This is a genomic window from Bradyrhizobium sp. HKCCYLRH2047 (assembly GCF_051168175.1).
GTDB lineage: Bacteria > Pseudomonadota > Alphaproteobacteria > Rhizobiales > Xanthobacteraceae > Bradyrhizobium.
This window is the reverse complement of sequence record NZ_JBNPUM010000004.1, coordinates 607,256-623,141: the sequence shown is the minus strand read 5'-3', so window position 1 is coordinate 623,141 and position 15,886 is coordinate 607,256. Positions and strand designations below refer to the sequence as shown.

The following is a 15,886-nucleotide window of genomic DNA, read 5'->3' as shown; positions in this document are numbered from 1 at the left end:
GACCCCAAAAGTGTCAACCATGTCCCCGAACAGGTGTAAGCTATGTCTCCGGGCTAAACAGCAGCGAAGCAATCCAGAGTCCTCGCGACGCCCTGGATTGTTTCGCTGCGGGTAATGACGGTGGAGGGAGTTGGGCCCGCTCCGCGGGACATTGCGCCACACCAGGGGTAAACGACCTCAAGCTGTTGACGACTAATTCATCCCGCTGAGGTAACATCGCGGCGAGTGCGTGCTGGTTGCGGCCGCCTGGCCGTCCTGGCGACATTTTCCTTATCTCGTTTCAATCCCTTGCTCGACAGGTCGATCTCATGAAGGCCTATTTCATCGGTGGCGGCATCGGTTCGCTCTCCGGCGCAGCATTCATGATCCGCGACGGCGGCGTCTCCGGATCGGACATCACCATTTTCGAAAAGCGCCTGCCCTATGGCGGCAGCCTCGACGGCGCGCGTCTTCCGGACGGCTCCTACTCGATGCGCGGCGGGCGCATGCTGACGACCGAGCAATACGAATGCACCTGGGACCTGCTGTCGACCATTCCCTGCGAAACCGACGCTCAGCAGACCATCCTCCAGGAGACCGTGGCGTTCAACAAGCTCCACGTCACCCACGCGCAGGCGCGGCTGGTCGATGGCAACCGGCACAAGGTCGACGTCTCCACCATGGGCTTCTCGATGCAGGACCGCATCGAGATGACCAGGCTCACCGAGGCCTCGGAGGAGAAGCTCGGCAAGTCCTTGATCTCGGACTGGCTGTCGCCGCCGTTCTTCACGACGAACTTCTGGTACATGTGGCAGACGACCTTCGCCTTCCAGCCCTGGCACAGCGCGGTCGAGTTCAGGCGCTATCTGCGCCGCTTCATCAACGAATTCCCAATGATGGATACGCTCGGCGGCGTCAAGCGGACGGTGCACAACCAGAATGACTCGATCGTCAAGCCGCTGATGCGCTGGCTGAAAGGCCACGGTGTCAACTTCGCCGGCGGCGCCGACGTCACTGACATCGCGCTCGTCACCGAGAACGGCAAGCATCGCGCCACGCGCCTCGATCTGGAACATGACTTCGTCGGCCGCAGCATCGATCTCGCGGCGGATGACCTCGTGTTCTACACCGCCGGCTCGATGACGGACGCGACCAGCCTCGGCAGCCACGACAGTCCGCCCAAGCAGCTCACCAAGGAGGACAGCCAAGGCTGGACTCTCTGGGAGAAGCTCGCACAGGGCCGCCCGGAATTCGGCAATCCGGCCGCGTTCAACTCATCGGTTCCGGAGTCGAGCTTCGAATCTTTCACGGTCACCTGCCGCAATGCGCGCTTCTTCGACGCGATGCAGACTTTCACCGGCAACGTCGCCGGCACCGGCGGGCTCGTCACGTTCAAGGATTCGAACTGGCGGATGTCGATCGTGCTCTACAGCCAGCCATACTTTCCGGACCAGCCCGGCACCATCAAGATCTTCTGGGGCTATGGGCTCCATCCCGATCGCGTCGGCAATTTCGTGGGGAAGCCGATGTCCGAGTGCAGCGGCGCCGAAATCCTGAAGGAGCTGTGCGGGCATCTGCGCTTTCCGCTCAACGTGTTCGACGAGGCGACCTGCGTGCCGTGCTGGATGCCCTACATCATGAGCATGTTCATGCCGCGCAGCTATGGCGACCGGCCGCTGCCGGTGCCGCTCACCTCGCAGAATCTCGCCTTCATCGGCCAATATGTCGAGCTGCCCGAGGATGCCGTGTTCACGATCGAATATTCGGTGCGCGCGGCCATGCATGCGGTCTATCAGCTCTTGAAGATCGACCGCGCCATTCCGCCGGTCACGCCGTATGACAAATCGCTGAAAATGCTGCTGCAGTCGGTGGTGAAATCATTCGCTTGACGGACCACGCGAGATCGTGATCACCGCGCGCCGCAGCGCTTGACCTGGATCAGTTCCGCGAGGGAACACAGCAGCTAAGCCCCGGATCGTAACACACGATCCGGGTGAACCATCATGAAGGCGTATTTCATCGGCAGCGGCATCGGCGCATTGGCCGGCGCGGCGTTCCTGATCCGCGACGGCGGCGTCGCGGGCCGCGACATCACGATCTACGAGAAGCACCTGCCCTATGGCGGCAGTCTCGATGGCGCGCGGCTGCCCGACGGCTCCTATTCGCTGCGCGGCGGCCGCATGCTGACGACCGATCACTACGAGTGCACGTGGGACCTGCTCTCCACCATCCCCGATGCCAGCGATCCCCGCCGCACCGTGCGCGACGAGACGATTGCCTTCAACAAGGCCCATGTCGCGCATTCGCAGGCGCGCCTCGTCGATCGCAACCGGCACAAGATCGACGTCTCCACCATGGGCTTCACCATGCAGGACCGGCTCGAACTGGTGCGGCTGACCGAGGCCTCCGAGGAGAAGCTCGGCAACTCCCGCATCACCGACTGGCTGTCGCCGCCGTTCTTCACCACGAATTTCTGGTTCATGTGGCAGACGACGTTCGCGTTCCAGCCCTGGCACAGCGCGGTCGAGTTCAAGCGCTATCTGCATCGCTTCATGAACGAGTTTCCTCGCATCGAGACGCTGGCCGGCGTCAAGCGCACCGTGTTCAACCAGTATGATGCGATCGTGGTGCCGCTCGTCAAATGGCTGGAAGGCCACGGCGTGAATTTCGCCGGCGGCGTCGATGTCACCGACATGGAGATCGCGACGGAAGCCGGCAAGCATGTGGTCAAGCGCCTCACGCTGGATCGCAGCGGAAAGCCGGAGACGGTCGCGCTGTCGAGCGACGATCTCGTCTTCCTGCAGAACGGCTCGATGACGGACGCGACCAGCCTGGGCACGCAGGATGCGCCGCCGCCGCGGCTCACCAAGCAGGACAGCCAGGGCTGGACGCTATGGGAGACAATCGCGAAGGGCCGCCCCGAATTCGGCAATCCCGCCGCGTTCAACTCATCGATCCCGGAATCCTGCTGGGAGTCGTTCACCGTCACCTGCCGCAATCCGCGGTTCTTCGACGCGATGGAAGCGTTCAGCGGCAACGCCGCGGGCACCGGCGGGCTCGTCACCTTCACCGAGTCGAACTGGCTGATGTCGGTCGTGCTGTATCACCAGCCGCATTTCGCCGGCCAGCCCGCCGACGTACAGGTGTTCTGGGGCTATGCACTGCATCCCGACCGCATCGGCAATTTCGTCGGCAAGGCGATGGCCGATTGCGGCGGCGCCGACATCCTCAAAGAATTGTGCGGCCACCTCAACTTCGACCTTGCGGTGTTCGACCAGGCGACCTGCGTGCCATGCCGCCTGCCCTACATCACCAGCATGTTCATGCCGCGCAACAAGGCCGACCGGCCGCTGCCGGTGCCGGCGAATTCGAAGAACCTCGCCTTCGTCAGCCAGTTCGTCGAGATCCCCGACGACGTCGTGTTCACGGTGGAATATTCAGTGCGTGCCGCGCAGATGGCGGTCTATCAGTTGCTCGGTATCACCAGGGCGATTCCACCGATCACGCGGCACGACAAGTCGTTCCGCGTGCTGATCGAGACGATGGAGAAGGCCTTCGCCTGACGCCTCTCGCATCCGCAAAAACGAACACGCCCGGATCAGGCTCGATCCGGGCGCGCTTTCCGTCTCGCGAGGCACAGATGGCGCCTCCATGCGTCTTGCGTGAGTTGTCAGTAGCCGAGCAGCGCGAGACCAACCCAGCTGACGGCAAACAGCGATACGACCGAGGTTGCAGCGGCAAAAACGGACAGCGAAACTTTCAAAGTCCTGAGGACCATACGCGCCTCCTTCAACGACAATGAACAGCACATCGAGGTGAACCCCGATGTCAGTCTGAAATTTCCTGGAACCGGCTCCACAACGAGCCGAACACAGGTTTGGTGCGCGCGTGCGCGCAAAGGTTCAATGTCAGGGTGTGGGGCCCTGATTGAGCTGCTTCATTGTTAACGGACACGGCCGCTCGTGGTTCCCGGATGGGAACTGGAACCGCTCCAAAGGAGGCCGCTCTCCCCCTCAGAGCCCCCTTCCTGGCGGAACTCAAGGTTGAGAAGGCTCCTGGCTGCAGGTTTTAGGATGGATCCGACCGCCGGGCGCTATTTCAGCGGCAGGAACAGGTCCGCAGCCGTCTCGTGCTCGGGAACCTCCGGGAAGAAATTCAGCCGCTGGCAATAGATCGGGAAGTCACGCACCTCCTCGCCGCTGGCTGGAAGCCAGTCGCGATAGAGGAGCAGCGCGGCGGGCTCCAGATTGTGGGTGTTGCCGACGACGCGCAGCACGGCGCAGCGTCCTCCGGGGATCACGCCGGCTCTGATCGTCGCGTCGTCCGTCTCGACCGGCTGATCGGTCCCGACACAGAGATCCACGCTGTAGTCGGCAGGCGAAGCGGGGCGCCGCTCGGAGCGCCAGACCGTGAAGGTCGGATGGGTCCTGGGGTGCAGGCCGGCCGCCTTGCGCCAGGCGATGAAGCGCTGGATGGTCGCGCCGAGCGTCGCCGGGTCGCCGCGATGCTCCATGATCGCCACCGGCGTGGCCGGCACCTCGCGAATCGTCACGTCGTCAGGGCTATAGGTCGTCCGCATCAGCTTGCTCCTCGCATCGTCGAGAGGCCCGAAGGCCGCAAGCCACGGCTCCCAGTCGGGAGATTTCCGGAACGAAGACGGCGATTGCCCGAACCGTTGCCGAAAGGCGCGGGCGAAGGCGTCGGGCGCATCGTAGCCGGCGTCCATCGCGACCTCGGTGACGCTTTGGGCATCGCTGTAGGCCAGCTGATAGGACGCCCGCTTCATGCGGGCGAGCTGGATGTAGCGATGCACTGATAGACCGAAGGTCGCCGTGAACTGCCGGTGGAAATGATATTTCGAGTAGGCTGCGATGCTGCTCAGCGCGTCCAGATCGAGATCATCCTCCAGATGCCGGTCGATATGATCCAGCACCCGCTGCATCCGCGCATGGTAGTTTCGCAGCGCCGCCTTCATCGTTCCTTGCTCCGTGGCGGCATCAGCTAAGCGCAGGCGGACATGACGCGCTCGACCGATCTTGCGGCTTTGTCACGGGGTTCAGCGATCAAGACCGCCTTTCACGGATCGACGGCCGTCACGGTCCAGAACGAGGCGGGCACCATGACGCCCGCGCCTCTGGCGTAGCGCGCCAGCGCCTTCCTCACCGCGGCCGTCGCGGCCTCCATGGCCTCGGGCGGCTGCCCGACCACCGCACGGCCGGCAGGCCCGATCGCGAGCGCCGTCTGCACCGCGCTGTCGAGGCCGGCGCCCGCGCCGACGTCGAGCGCGATGTCGTGGCGCTCCAGCCGGATGCGGCGCAGCCCGGCATCGGTCGTCACCTTCTCCATCCACTCGGGAGCGCCGAATGCGAAATCGTCCGGCGCGTGCGGCGGCAATCCCGGTAGCTTCGGCACGTGATCATAGGCCGCCTGCAGCGGCTCCAGCGCCCACGGGTTGTCGCGCAGCTCGCCCCAGCAGGCGAACGCGACGCGCCCTTCCGAATGCAGCGCATTGCGGATGTTGAGCACGGCGCGCACCGGATTGGCGAAGTACATGACGCCGAGCCGCGAGATCACGAGATCGGCGCTGGCGGCCTTGAAGTGGTGCACCATGGCGTCGCCCTGCACGAAGCTCACCGGCGCCTCGGCCGGGGCGAGTTCGTGGGCCGCGGTCAGCATGGCCGCGGAGACGTCGAGGCCGAGCACGCTGCCGCCTGGGCCGACCTTCTCGGCCGCCGCGATCAAGGTCGCGCCGCAGCCGCAGCCGATGTCCAGCACCCGCTCGCCCGCCTGGATCGCCGCGCGCTCCAGCAACGCCTCCTGCACCGGCACCAGCATCGCATCGATCTCGGCGCGGCGTGCGACCCAGCGCCCGCCGCCGGCGCCATTCCAGAAGGCGATCTGCTCGGCATTCTCGAAATGCCCAAAGGAGGCGTCAAAAGTATCCGTCATCTCGGTCAGCCGACTCGCCCCGATCTCGAATTGATGACGCAGATGCGCCCAGGCACCACACTGCGCTGCATGATAGTAGAAAGCGGTCGTCGGATTTGGAAGTCATAGGCAGGGACGAGTTCGCCCTGTGCCGAAACACGAACTCTATGAGACTGGGCGCCAGCCGCACGACCAGGTTGCTCGCCACGCGTTCGCTGCATCGCGAAGTATAGAGCAGGACTAGGATTTCACCGATACTCGGATCTCAACATGCAAAAGCCTCCGCTCGTTGCGGAGGCCTTCTTGCGCCGGGCATCAATAATACCATACCTGCTCAGCCAGCAGAACGCCGTTTGCGCCGAATCTCTTCCCGAGCGCTCTCGCGCTCCTTTTGCAGCTTGCCAATGATCCGCCCCGACGCCTTGTCAGCTTCTTCCTCGGGGCTGCCCACGGCCCGTGTGCCACGCAAATAGTCAAGCACGGTGCGGCGGATGCGAATGGCTCTGTGCTCAGACCGATGTTCCATCAGAATTCACCTTCTGAAGCTGGAGTGCCTTACGGATACCAAAGTCGGGATTCAACGACGAGTCGAAATAATGTTTCCGCTTTGCCCAGACGAGACCATCACCTTTCGAGATCACCGCAACATCGGTTGGCCCTCCGACTGATTCCAACGGTGAATCAACGCGTCGTCGAAGGGACGTTAGTTCCACGAGAGCCTCGGCCATATCAGCCATCTCTTCTTTTGGAAGAGTCGCAACCACTTTCATAACCGGCTGAACCAAGCTCTTGTCGCGATACTCTTCAAACTCTTTATCGAGATCCCGTACGATTTTAGAATTTTCTCTTCTTTGCAAGCCGCGCTCCACGGTTTTTTCATCCTGATCCGATACGTATGTCCCGATCAGAGTGTCGGATTTGTCGTCCAGGAGACGCTTCAGGGCTCGACGCAACCAGCGCGTGTGTTGCGACAATACGCCTTCGAGAAAAAGGATGGCTATGTCATCTTGCCCGAAGGGAATGATTACCCCGTTAGACTCATCTTCACCGTTACAGTTGTGGCTATTGGTTTCATCTTGCCAAGCCCTGAGTTGCCCTTTGTGTTTGCCATCGACAACGTAAGACACGAGTGATGGAAAGAATTCGCTTGAGCCGAAACCAGCAACGACCACGCCTGTATAGAAGTCAGAGCTAAACCTCCGTCGAAACCCCGCGTAGAAGAGTTCAACTAGATTGTTTATTATCTTCTTCGGTACATGTTCGTGGATTTCCTGTTTCACCAAGCCCGCTATCGTCGCCTGATATTGAGCGCGAAAGTCCTTCAAACTTAGATCAACAGCGATCTCCGGAAGGCTTTGCATCTGCTCCTTGCCTCTCGCTATTCTGGCCGAAAGCGCCTCTCGAAATTCCTTTCTGGTTTTGCATTCCGGCATCTGTTTCTTGATGAGTTCAAGATGCTTCACGAACCCGATTACAATGCTGATCTCTTCTTCGGCACTCGCGGAGAATCTTGGATCCCTCAAGTAGCCGATGAAGTCGTCCGCACATTCCTGAACAGTATTGAACGTTTTTTGTCCCACCGCGAGACGATACGTTTTTACGATTGTTTCCCAAGGGTAGCCGATCAAATCACCGGCGCCGTAGGCCATGATTGCAATGTCATTGTAGGGGGATAGAGAAAAAAGCTTATTTGCGGTTTTCCAAACCTTGCGGCGACCGACCGTAACCGCGCTGTCGGCCGCGAGAACAAGCGCCTGCTTGTTCATGATGGCTATCTCGGTGGTCATTGGAGGACCTTCAGCAGCGGTGCAGCGCTATAGTCCGAATCTTCAACGATTCTCCCCGATCCTAGGGAGATTTGGGCAATCATGGATTGATAGCAACACCAAAATCACTTGAAGCGCCAGCATCAGCGCTCGGATTCAAAGAACATACAACAAATCCGGGCCCCTCAAACACCCGGTCAAAAAAATGGTCGGAGCGGCGGGATTCGAACCCACGACCCCTAGTCCCCCAGACTAGTGCGCTAACCGGGCTGCGCCACGCTCCGATGGCCGTTCCTGTAGCCGTGATCAGAGCGCGATGCAAGGCACGCTGGGAGGGTTTCATGGGGGCGATGGCCCCGAATCCGCCCCTGATCGCCGGGGTGTCCCGCCTCAGACGTCCTTCATCGCGCGGTCGAGCAGCGCGCGGCAGTCGAGCAGGTCCTTGAGCACGCCCTGGAGCTTGTCGCGCTCCTCCGGCTTCATGCCGGCGCGGGTGGGCGGGCCGACGCGGAAGGTGTCGAGGATGTCGTCCTCGGTGTCGACGAAGCGGAAGTCGATGCCCTCCTCGTCGGACGCCTCCTCCTCCTCGTCCTCCGATTCGACCTCGGCCTCGCCGATCGGCTCCTCTTCCATCATCGCCTGGCCGAGGGTCTCCTCCATCGCGCCGAACGAGACCGCGGCGGAGCTGTCGGCCAGTCCCTGGACCGACTTGACGCCGTGCTCCTTGAGGATCCGCTGCACACCCTTGATGGTGTAGCCTTCGCCGTACAGCAGGCGGCGGATGCCCTTGAGCAAATCGACGTCGTCGGGCCGGTAATAGCGCCGGCCGCCGCTCCGCTTCATCGGCTTGATCTGGGCGAACCGCGTCTCCCAAAACCGCAGCACGTGCTGCGGGATGTCGAGCTCCTGCGCGACCTCGCTGATCGTCCGAAACGCATCCGGCGCCTTGTCCAAATGCCCGTTCCCCTTCGACCGTGCTGCCAAGAAAGTGGGAGACTACGCTGATTCGACTGGACGAACTGCACGCGGGACGAAGATAACGCGTCGATACCGCCTCGCCGGACGATGCGGCGGGCCAGCCCGGCCCTATTCCGGCTCGGCGCCGAACTCGGCGCTGGCCTCGCCGTTCATCTTGCCGTTGCCCTGCTGGCCGTTGATGCGCTGCTTGAGGATCGCGGACGGCTTGAACACCATGACCCGCCGCGGCGAGATCGGCACTTCCGTGCCCGTCTTCGGGTTACGTCCGATGCGCTGACCCTTCTTGCGCACCATGAACGACCCGAACGACGATAGCTTGACCGTCTCGCCGCGCTCGAGGCAGTCGGTGATCTCCTTCAAGACCAGCTCGACGAACGCAGACGACTCCGTCCGCGACAGCCCCACCTTCTGGTAGACTGCCTCGCAGAGATCGACGCGTGTGACTGTTTTTCCGGTTCCCGCCATCGCCTGCCCCAAACTCTCGGCGAATAATTCGCTCCGGAAATTAAGAGGTTAAGCGGCGGTGGTCAACAGCAGCGTGAATAGAAGTACGGGCCCTCATGCCGATCTAAGGCGTAATCCCGCCGCGCGGCAGGCTCACCAGCGCACCAAAGCCGAGCCCCAGGTGAAGCCGCCACCCATCGCCTCCAGCAGAACCACGTCGCCCTTCTTGATGCGACCGTCCTTGACGGCCACGTCGAGCGCCAGAGGGATCGAGGCAGCGGAGGTATTTCCATGCCGATCGACCGTCAACACCACCTTCTCCGGCGCGATGTGCAGCTTGTGCGCCGAAGCATCGATGATTCGCTTGTTGGCCTGGTGCGGCACGAACCAGTCGATGGTCTCGGCCGACAGGCCGGTGGCATCGAAGGCGTCGACGATCACGTCGGTGATCATGCCGACCGCGTGCTTGAACACCTCGCGGCCTTCCATCCGCAGATGCCCGACGGTCTGGGTCGAGGACGGTCCGCCATCGACATAGAGCTTGGCCTTGTGGCGACCATCGGACCGCAGGTGAGTCGTGAGCACGCCGCGATCGGCCGAGGTCCCCCCCTGCTCCTGAGCGTCGAGGACCAGCGCGCCGGCGCCGTCGCCGAACAGCACGCAAGTGGTGCGGTCGTTCCAGTCGAGGATGCGCGAGAAGGTCTCGGCGCCGATCACCAGCGCGCGCTTGAACTGGCGGCTGCGCAGGAAATTATCCGCGGTCGCGAGCGCATAGACGAAGCCCGAGCACACCGCCTGCAGGTCGAACGCCGCGCCATGATGGATGCCGAGGCCGTTCTGCACCGCCACGGCCGTCGCCGGAAAGGTGTTGTCCGGGGTCGAGGTGCCCAACACGATCAGATCGATCGACTGCGGATCGACATCGGCCGCGGCCAACGCGGCACGAGCCGCGTTGATCGCGAGATGCGAGGTGAATTCGCCGTCGGCTGCGACGTGGCGCTCACGAATGCCGGTGCGCTGCACGATCCACTCATCCGAGGTCTCGATGCGGCTTGCCAGCTCGGCATTGGTCACGACCCGCTGCGGGAGGTAGGAGCCACAGCCGAGCACGACCGAACGAATTGTCACGAGACAGCCTCCTGGGCGACGGGTTCGGACGCCGGTGCGCCGCCGTCGGGATTGAGTGTTTGATTGATCTTGGTCAGGAGATCGTAGCGGGCCATCTCATAGCCAACCCTGACCGCCGAGGCAAAGCCCTCGGCATCGGTTCCGCCGTGGCTCTTGACCACCATCCCCTTGAGCCCGAGCACCACGCTGCCGTTGGATTTGCGCGGGTCGAGCCGGGCCCGCAGGGCGGCGAACGCGCCGCGTGCCAACACGTAGCCGACCCGGGCCAGCAGACTGGCCTGGATCGCGCCGCGCAGGAAATCCGTGACCTGGCGCACCGTGCCCTCGGCCGTCTTCAGCGCGATGTTGCCGCTGAAGCCCTCGGTCACGACCACGTCGGCGGCGCCCTTGCCGATGCCGTCGCCCTCGACGAAGCCGATATAGTCGAGCTGCGGCAGGTTCATCGCACGGAGCTGCTCGGCCGCCTCGCGGATCTCCTCATGGCCCTTGATCTCCTCGACACCGATGTTGAGGAGGCCGACGGTCGGCCTGGGCTTGTTGAACAGCACGCTCGCCAGCGCGCCGCCCATCACTGCCAGCGCGACGAGGTGGTGGGCGTCGCCGCCGATCGTCGCGCCGAGGTCGAGCACCACCGATTCGCCGCGCGCAGTCGGCCAGATCGCGGCCAGAGCCGGCCGGTCGATCCCGTCCAGCGTGCGCAGGCAGAAGCGCGCCATCGCCACCAGCGCGCCGGTGTTGCCTGCGGACACGGCGACGTCGGCCTCTCCCTTCTTCACCGCCTCGAGCGCGAGCCACATCGACGACGTCTTGCGGCCGCGCCGGAGCGCCTGGCTCGGCTTGTCCTCCATGCTGACGGCGACATCGGTGTGAACGACGCGCGAGACTGCCTTCAGCCGCGGATGCCGGTCGAGTTCGGGAACGATCTTGGCACTGTCGCCGAACAGCAGAAACTCCGCATCCGGATGGCGGCTCAGCGCGATCGCGGCACCGGGGATGACGACGGCCGCGCCGAAATCCCCGCCCATGGCGTCCAGCGCGATTCGAACCTTTTGAGGCATGACGTCCCGGAAACCTGATCTCGAGCTTTGTCTCGTCTTGGCCGTGATTTGGTTGGCCGTGTTTGGCGGTCGTTCAGAGGCATTGCGCGGCCGATGGACAGGCCAGAGGCCGTCCGGGCCTTTTCGTCGCACCCCGACCCGGGCGCGACAATAGCGTCTCTCCGTGTCGAAACAACCTCCCGGGAGCGATGCATTTTGCAACCGCCGCGCCGGTCCGGGACCGGTAGCGCCCCGTCTTTTCGTTCGAAATCAGCGGCTTGAGAGAATTTTGACAAGCTTTGTGACAGGATCGCGCGGCAGCGGCCTGCACAATTGCGCGTCAATCCTCACCCGTTTTCTTCGCTTTGACCGCGCCCGGCCCGACGGCATCTGCCGGCTTCAGCGCCTTCAGCGCGGCGAAGGGATGGTCCGCCGGATCGGAGGCCTCGGCGGGCTGCTCGAACACCGCGCCCGGTTTGCGCGGATACGGATCGATCCCCAGGAACAGCGCGTCGGCGGCGAGGCGGCCGAGGTCGATCTGCCCACCGACGATCGGCTCGGGCGGATCGGCCGTCTCGACCTCGCTGTTCGGGTCGTCCTCGACCAGGTCGGCAAGCTCCGGAATCTGCTCCGGCGGGGCAAACATCTGGTCGATCGGCTCGTCGATCTCGGTCTCGATCGGATCGAGCGTGACGACGCAGGTCTGGCCGATCCGGGCGCGCACCCGGCCCTCGACATGCACCTTGCCGTCACGCTTCAGGGCCACGTCGAACGAGGCTTTGGCCGAAAGCACCTCGCGCAGATCGGCGATCTCTGCCAACGCCCGGCGCGTGGCCGGATCGGCCTCGATCTCGCGATGCAGGCCGGCGTCCGGGATTTGCGCCACGATCACCGGCGGCGCGCGCCAGGGGTCCTTGGAAGGGTCTCGCGCCGTTTCGCGCGACGTGTCTCTGTCTCTGGTCATGTCGCTAGTCCTGCTGAACCGGCCGCGGGAAGCTCCAGCCGGCGCCGAGCAGCCTGTTGTCGTCGAGGGCGGCGAGGTCGGCCGCCACCCGGGCCGCATAGGCGGCAAGTCCGGCCGCGCTGTCGGGATGCTCGCCGTTCAAGATATTCTTCTGCAGCGCCTCCGCCAGCCGGGCCTCGCTCTCCGACCAGGCCAGATCATAGGCGGCGGTGCGGCCATAGAACGCCTCGCCGAACTTCTGCATGCGCTTCGGAACGGTCAGATCACCCACCCCCATCTCGCGGAGATTGTCGTCCATGTCGTCGCAGAACCGGTCGAACAGGGCCTGCGACAGCGCCGACCCCACCCCGCGCAGCCGCCGCAGCACCAGCCAGAGGTGCAGAATCAGCAGATCGAACCGTCCTTCCACCGTGTCAGGGACATTCAAGTGTCTATAAAACAACGGGTCTCGGGTTTGTGCCACGATCGCGCCATAGATCGGCTCGATGGTCCCGCGCGGGGACGGTCGGGATTTCCTGAGATGGTTGAATGGCCAGAGCATGACGGTTCCGCGGTCGAGTTTCCCTGACCCTGTTCAGGGGCATGTTGCAATCCGCAAGTTTGCCCGGTACGTCAACGCCCTGCCCGACGCAAGGGGACGGGATCCGATCTGAAGAAGATGACCCAGACAATGCGAACGACTGCCCGCCTGCTCACCCGTGGCCTGAGCCCCCGTCTGCGCACCCTTGGTGCGATCGCGCTGACCTGTCTGGCGCTCGGCGCCTGCACCGGCGAGCAGTTCCAGAAGGGCTACATCATGCCGCCGGGCGCGCTGGAGCAGATCCCGATCGGCGCCAGCCAGGACCAGGTGCTGATCGTGATGGGCACGCCATCGACGGTGGCGACGCTCGACGGCGAGGTGTTCTACTACATCTCGCAGCGCGCCGAGCGCCCGGTCGCCTTCATGAACCAGAAGGTGGTCGATCAGCGCGTCATCGCGATCTATTTCGACAAGAACCGCCAGGTCCGCCGCCTCGCCAATTACGGCATGAAGGACGGCAAGATCTTCGACTTCGTCAGCCGCACCACGCCGACCTCCGGCCAGGAGCTCAGCTACCTGACGCCGCTGTTCAAGCTGCTCAGCTTCAACTGATCCCGACCCGATCGCCGCAGTCCGGAATATGATTCCGGGCGACGGCACAAAGCCCGTGAACTGCGCTGATTGGCGCAGCTCGCGTGCAATTCGCCGGCTTGCTCTGGCGCTGCAATCTTCCCTACCCTGCCGCAAAACAAGAGCAGGGAGGAATCATTGGCTCATCGCATCGCGCTGTCGCGCCGCAAGCTGTTGTCGGGCGCCGCGGCGCTCTCGACCGCCGCCATCCTGCCGCGCGCGAGTCTCGCCGACTGGCGCCCGACCGAGACGATCAAGCTGATCGTGCCGGCCGCGCCCGGCGGCAGCACCGACGTCATGGGCCGGCTGCTCGCGGCGCATCTGCAGACCGCCTGGGGACAGTCGGCCGTGGTCGAGAATCGCTCCGGCGGTGGCGGCACGATCGGCGCCGCCGAGGTCGCGCGCAACACCAAGGGCGACGGCCATACGGTCCTGATCGGCAACCCCGGTCCGAACGCGATCGCCTATTCGATCTTCCGCAACCTCGCCTACAAGCCGGATCAGTTGCAGGCGGTCTCCAACATGATCCGCATCCCGAACATCGTCTCGGCGCATCCCTCCACCGGCATCAAGTCGATTCCCGAGCTGATCGCCTATCTCAAGGCCAATCCCGATAAGCTCAACTACGCCTCGTCCGGCGTCGGCCAGAGCCCGCATCTGACGGGCGCCTGGTTCCTGCAGCTCACCGGGCTGAAGATGACGCACATCCCGTTCCGCGGCGCCGGCCCGGCGCTGCAGGCTGCCCTGGCGGGCGACGTCCAGATCCTGTTCGACAATCTGTTTCCATCGCTGCCGCAGGTCCAGGAGGGCAAGCTCACCGGCCTTTGCGTAACCACACCGGAGCGCAGCGCCAATGCGCCGGAGCTGCCGACGATGCGCGAGAGCGCGCCGGAGCTCGCCAAGTTCGACGTGTCGTCCTGGTTCGGCGTATTCCTGCCCAAGGCCTGCCCGCCGGAGATCGTCAGCGCGCTCAACCTGCAGGTCAAGGCGATGCTGGAGCGCGAGGACATCGCCAAGAACATCGCGGCCATGGGCGCGCGGGCGGACTACGGCACGCCGCAGCAGTTCGGCGACTTCGTCCAGGCCGAGACAGCCAAATTCGCCTCGATCATCCAGAAGGAAGGCCTGCAGATGGATGTGCAGTAGCCCTCGGAGCCCGGCCGGCCACGTCGCAGCGGAGTATTGCAACAGGGCTCGTGGTGTAACGGCACCTTAAGCGGGATGGTGCGATAGATGGTGGCCGCGCGCCTTTGATCTGGTCCTGAGATACCGTCAAGCGGATGCCTGGCCGACCACCTTCGCGTGGATGCGGTCCGAGCACCGTCCGAGGGGCAGGCGCCGGCGATGTCCATCGCATGAGCCGTGCCTTGCCCAACGACGTCCTCCACCAACTCGAAGACATTCTCGCCAGCCGCTACGTCTCGCGGCGCGCGGAGATTCTGGAGCGCGTCACCGACCTGTTCGTCTTCGGTTCGGGCAAGTTCAACGAAGAGCATGTCGATCTGTTCGACCACGTGCTGTTCAAGCTGCTCGACAACGTCGCCATTGCGGCGCGGGCGCAGCTCGGCAGCCGGCTCGCGGGGCTGCCCGACGCACCGCTACGCCTGCTCCGGCTGCTCGCGAGCGACGAGACGATCGCGGTGGCAGGTCCCGTGCTGCGCCAGAGCGATCGGCTCGACGAGGAGACCCTGGTCGCGACCGCGCAGACCCGGGGCCAGGAGCATCTGCTCGCGATCTCCGACCGCAAGATCCTGACCGAGTCCGTCACCGATGTTCTGGTCGATCGCGGCAATCAGGCCGTGGTGTCGAACACCGCCAACAATGGCGGCGCGCGCTTCTCCGATCACGGCTTCTCCGGCCTGGTGACGAAGGCGTCCGACGATCCCAACCTCGCCTTGAAACTCTGGAGCCGGCCCGACAGTCCGCGCGAGGTGCTGGTGCGGCTGTTCGTCGAAGCCTCCGACGCGGTGCGCAGCCAGCTCGCCAGCGCCGACGCGGCGCGCGCCGAGATCGTCGAACGCGCCGTTGCGCAGGCGTCGGACCAACTGCAGGCGGCAGCGCGGACGCGCTCGGCCGATTTCGTCACCGCCAAGGACTATGTCGAGCTGCTGCACGCGACCGGCCAGCTCCACGAGGCGCAACTGCACGGTTTCGCCAAGGAAGGCAGCTTCGACAAGGTCACGCTGGCGCTGGCGCTGATGTGCAAGCTGCCGCTCGACGTGGTCGAGCGCGCCTTCGTGCGCAAGCAGCCGGACCAGCTCCTGGTGCTCGCCAAGGCGCTGGACCTGTCCTGGGTCACGACCACGACGCTACTGTTCATGCAGGCCAACGCGAGCGGCAGCGCGCGCCCGCAGCTCGATCAGCATCTGGCGAGCTTCTCGCAGATGCAGCCGCGAACCGCTCAGAGCACGTTGCAGTCGTATCGCACGCGGCAGCGCGCAGCCGAGTAGCAAACAACACAGTCTCATGAAAAACCCCGCGGCTCACGCCGCGGGGTCTTTATTCGTCAGGA

14 protein-coding genes and 1 tRNA gene are annotated in these 15,886 nt (G+C 63.9%); 5 read left to right on the top strand and 10 right to left on the bottom strand.

The features are described 5' to 3' along the window. The first annotated feature begins 272 nt into the window (after positions 1-272). Both ACQR1D_RS13210 and ACQR1D_RS13205 read left to right on the top strand, forming a co-directional pair. Positions 273-1,868, top strand: coding sequence for an oleate hydratase (locus tag ACQR1D_RS13210; RefSeq protein WP_434838447.1), 1,596 nt, complete (start codon positions 273-275; stop codon positions 1,866-1,868). Positions 1,869-1,982: 114 nt separating this feature from the next. Next, entirely contained in the window at positions 1,983-3,542 is a 1,560-nt protein-coding gene (locus ACQR1D_RS13205; RefSeq protein ID WP_434838219.1) for an oleate hydratase, read from the top strand. 530 nt (positions 3,543-4,072) lie between these two features. Here ACQR1D_RS13205 and ACQR1D_RS13200 read toward each other — a convergent pair. The 10 genes from ACQR1D_RS13200 to ACQR1D_RS13155 form a co-directional block, all read right to left on the bottom strand. Further along, a complete protein-coding gene (locus ACQR1D_RS13200; protein ID WP_434838220.1) occupies positions 4,073-4,954 on the bottom strand; it encodes an AraC family transcriptional regulator in 882 nt (293 codons plus the stop codon). Between the two features lie 101 nt (positions 4,955-5,055). After that, positions 5,056-5,928 (bottom strand): class I SAM-dependent methyltransferase, encoded by an 873-nt coding sequence (locus ACQR1D_RS13195; protein WP_434838221.1) that lies wholly within the window; start codon positions 5,926-5,928, stop codon positions 5,056-5,058. 488 nt (positions 5,929-6,416) lie between these two features. Next, complete coding sequence (locus ACQR1D_RS13190) at positions 6,417-7,694, bottom strand: hypothetical protein (RefSeq protein ID WP_315805815.1); 1,278 nt, start codon at positions 7,692-7,694, stop codon at positions 6,417-6,419. Between the two features lie 185 nt (positions 7,695-7,879). Further along, positions 7,880-7,957, bottom strand: a tRNA-Pro gene (locus tag ACQR1D_RS13185). A 106-nt stretch (positions 7,958-8,063) separates the two neighbouring features. After that, entirely contained in the window at positions 8,064-8,627 is a 564-nt protein-coding gene (locus ACQR1D_RS13180; RefSeq protein WP_315805816.1) for a MerR family transcriptional regulator, read from the bottom strand. A gap of 132 nt (positions 8,628-8,759) precedes the next feature. Continuing rightward, entirely contained in the window at positions 8,760-9,116 is a 357-nt protein-coding gene (locus ACQR1D_RS13175; protein WP_315740211.1) for an integration host factor subunit alpha, read from the bottom strand. Positions 9,117-9,248: 132 nt separating this feature from the next. Then, complete coding sequence (locus ACQR1D_RS13170) at positions 9,249-10,223, bottom strand: beta-ketoacyl-ACP synthase III (RefSeq protein WP_315805817.1); 975 nt, start codon at positions 10,221-10,223, stop codon at positions 9,249-9,251. Then, positions 10,220-11,281, bottom strand: coding sequence for a phosphate acyltransferase PlsX (gene plsX, locus ACQR1D_RS13165; RefSeq protein WP_316181524.1), 1,062 nt, complete (start codon positions 11,279-11,281; stop codon positions 10,220-10,222). Before plsX ends, ACQR1D_RS13170 begins: the two co-directional genes overlap by 4 nt. 319 nt (positions 11,282-11,600) lie before the next feature. Continuing rightward, on the bottom strand, positions 11,601-12,224 hold the full coding sequence (locus ACQR1D_RS13160; RefSeq protein WP_316237433.1) for a YceD family protein: 624 nt from the start codon (positions 12,222-12,224) through the stop codon (positions 11,601-11,603). 4 nt (positions 12,225-12,228) lie between these two features. Further along, positions 12,229-12,765 (bottom strand): ubiquinol-cytochrome C chaperone family protein, encoded by a 537-nt coding sequence (locus ACQR1D_RS13155; protein WP_315805820.1) that lies wholly within the window; start codon positions 12,763-12,765, stop codon positions 12,229-12,231. Between the two features lie 129 nt (positions 12,766-12,894). On the opposite strand from ACQR1D_RS13155, the gene ACQR1D_RS13150 reads away from it, so the two are divergent. The 3 genes from ACQR1D_RS13150 to ACQR1D_RS13140 all read left to right on the top strand — a co-directional run bounded on the left by ACQR1D_RS13150 (position 12,895) and on the right by ACQR1D_RS13140 (position 15,824). Next, a complete protein-coding gene (locus ACQR1D_RS13150; protein ID WP_315805821.1) occupies positions 12,895-13,356 on the top strand; it encodes an outer membrane protein assembly factor BamE in 462 nt (153 codons plus the stop codon). A 156-nt stretch (positions 13,357-13,512) separates the two neighbouring features. Further along, entirely contained in the window at positions 13,513-14,520 is a 1,008-nt protein-coding gene (locus ACQR1D_RS13145) for a Bug family tripartite tricarboxylate transporter substrate binding protein (protein ID WP_316217822.1), read from the top strand. 221 nt (positions 14,521-14,741) lie between these two features. Then, positions 14,742-15,824 (top strand): DUF2336 domain-containing protein, encoded by a 1,083-nt coding sequence (locus tag ACQR1D_RS13140; RefSeq protein ID WP_434838448.1) that lies wholly within the window; start codon positions 14,742-14,744, stop codon positions 15,822-15,824. Positions 15,825-15,886 lie beyond the last annotated feature (62 nt).